Source organism: Phenylobacterium sp. (assembly GCF_031181185.1).
Classification (GTDB): domain Bacteria; phylum Pseudomonadota; class Alphaproteobacteria; order Caulobacterales; family Caulobacteraceae; genus Phenylobacterium.
In genome coordinates, this window is sequence record NZ_JAPSKZ010000313.1 from 1 (window position 1) to 2,076 (window position 2,076).

Consider the following 2,076-nt stretch of genomic DNA (forward strand, 5'->3'; position numbering starts at 1 on the left):
CGCGACGGATCGCGCGGTGATCCTGGGCCTCGCAGGCTTCGAACCGCGGACGATGGATCCCGACGCGGCCGACCAGGCGCTGGCGCGCATCCGCGAGACGGGCCGACTGCCGCTGGGCGGCGGCCGTGAGATCGGCTTCGAGGAGGCCCGCGACCTCCTCTGGGAGGGCCGCACGCGCCTGCCGCAGCACCCGAACGCGCTGCGGTTCGCGGCGTACGACGATCAGGGCCTTCTGCTAGGCGAGCGGACCTACTTTTCCATCGGCGGCGGCTTCGTCCGCGACGAGGGCGAGATGGGCAGCAATGCGGCGCCGGATCGGGCGCTGCCGACGCCCTACCCGTTCACCTCCGGCGCCGAGCTGCTGGAGATGGCCGAAGGCGCCAAGCTGACCATCGCCGAGCTGATGATGGCGAACGAGAAGGTGCGCCGTCCGCAGGAAGAGGTGGAGGCCGGCATCGAGGAGATCGCCCAGGCGATGTACGCCTGCATCGATCGCGGCATGCGGACAGAGGGCGTCTTGCCGGGCGGGCTGAACGTGCAGCGGCGCGCGCACCAGGTCTGGAAGGCGCTGGTGGACGACGCCGACCGCCGCATCGCCGACCCGCTGGCGGCCCTCGACTGGGTGAACCTCTGGGCGCTGGCCGTGAACGAGGAGAACGCCGCCGGCGGCAGGGTCGTGACCGCGCCGACCAATGGCGCCGCGGGCCTGCTGCCGGCCGTGCTGCGCTACTACGACCGCTTCCACCAGGGCACGCCGAAGGGCCGGCGCACCTTCCTGCTGACCGCCGCGGCGATCGGCGCGCTCTACAAGACCCGGGCCTCGATCTCGGGGGCCGAGGTTGGCTGTCAGGGTGAGGTGGGGGTCGCGTGCTCGATGGCCGCCGCAGGCCTCGCCGCCGCGCTCGGCGCCAGCAACGCCCAGATCGAGAACGCCGCCGAGATCGCCATGGAGCACAATCTGGGCCTCACCTGCGATCCGATCGGGGGCTTGGTCCAGATCCCCTGCATCGAACGCAACGCCATGGGGGCCGTCAAAGCCATCGACGCCGCGCGTCTCGCCCTGCTGGGCGATGGCCAGCACACCGTCAGCTTGGACAAGGTCATCGCCACCATGAAGCGCACCGGCGAGGACATGAGCGCCATCTACAAGGAAACCTCGCTGGGCGGCCTGGCCGTCAATCTTGCGGAGTGCTGAAAAAAGTTTGTCGGATCGCGCGGGCGTCGCGCGTCCTCAGGGCGACCCGCTCGAGGGAAGGAGACAGACGATGCGCTACCTGATGATCGTGAAGGCCACGCCGGAATCCGAGCGCGGCGAGTTCCCGCCGAACGCCGAGCAACTGTTCGCCGACATGGAAGCCTTCAACAACGAGCTGATCGCCGCTGGCGCCATGCTGGACGGCGCGGGCCTGCTGCCCTCGTCTCACGGCAAGCGGATCCGGTTCGAAGGCCGCGGCAACACCATCGTCACCGATGGGCCCTTCACCGAGACCAAGGAGCTGATCTCCGGCTACTGGGTCATCCAGTGCAAGGACATGGACGAGGCGCTGTCCTGGGCCCGCCGCATCCCGTTCGACAGGGGCGAGGTGGAGCTGCGGCCGTTCGCCGAACCCGAAGAGTTCGAAGGCGTGGCTTCGGCCGAGGCGGTCGAGCAGGAGAAGGCCTGGCGCGACGAACAGGCCCGCAAGGCGCCGAAGCTCGACGCCTGACATGCCGCCCTTCAGCCCCAGCCGCCGCTCGGTCCTTGCCGGCGGCGGCGCCGTGACCCTGTCCGCTTGCGGAATGAAGACCGTGAAGACCACAGCGTTCAGCCCTACGGGCCTGCAAGCGATCGAGGCGACGCTCGCCGATCACCTCGTCAAGGGCTCCGCGCCGGGCCTGACCGCCCTGGTCCGGCGAGGCGACGAGACCCACACCTGGGCGCTGGGCGTGAAGACACTCGGCGAGGCCGATCCAATCCGCCGCGACACGCCGTTCCGCATCGCCTCCATGACCAAGGCCGTCACCGCGACGGCCGCCGCGATGCTCCTCGACGAAGGCAAGCTGCGGCTCGACGAGCCGGTGGACCGCCTGCTGCCC

3 protein-coding genes are annotated in these 2,076 nt (G+C 70.1%); all 3 read left to right on the forward strand.

The genetic code is table 11. From position 1 onward, the window contains the following. The coding region (locus tag RIF93_RS20325) for an L-serine ammonia-lyase (protein WP_309093255.1) at positions 1 to 1,195 on the forward strand (1,195 nt) is incomplete at its 5' end. A gap of 70 nt (positions 1,196 to 1,265) precedes the next feature. Beyond that, on the forward strand, positions 1,266 to 1,706 hold the full coding sequence (locus tag RIF93_RS20330; RefSeq protein WP_309093256.1) for a YciI family protein: 441 nt from the start codon (positions 1,266 to 1,268) through the stop codon (positions 1,704 to 1,706). 52 nt (positions 1,707 to 1,758) lie between these two features. Further along, positions 1,759 to 2,076, forward strand: a 318-nt coding sequence (locus tag RIF93_RS20335; protein ID WP_309093257.1) for a serine hydrolase domain-containing protein, incomplete at its 3' end; no start/stop codon positions are given.

What these genes read in the sequence shown, in the direction of transcription:
- RIF93_RS20330 (WP_309093256.1), top strand. Translation starts at nt 1,266, where the DNA reads ATGCGCTACCTGATGATCGTGAAGGCCACGCCGGAATCCGAGCGCGGC.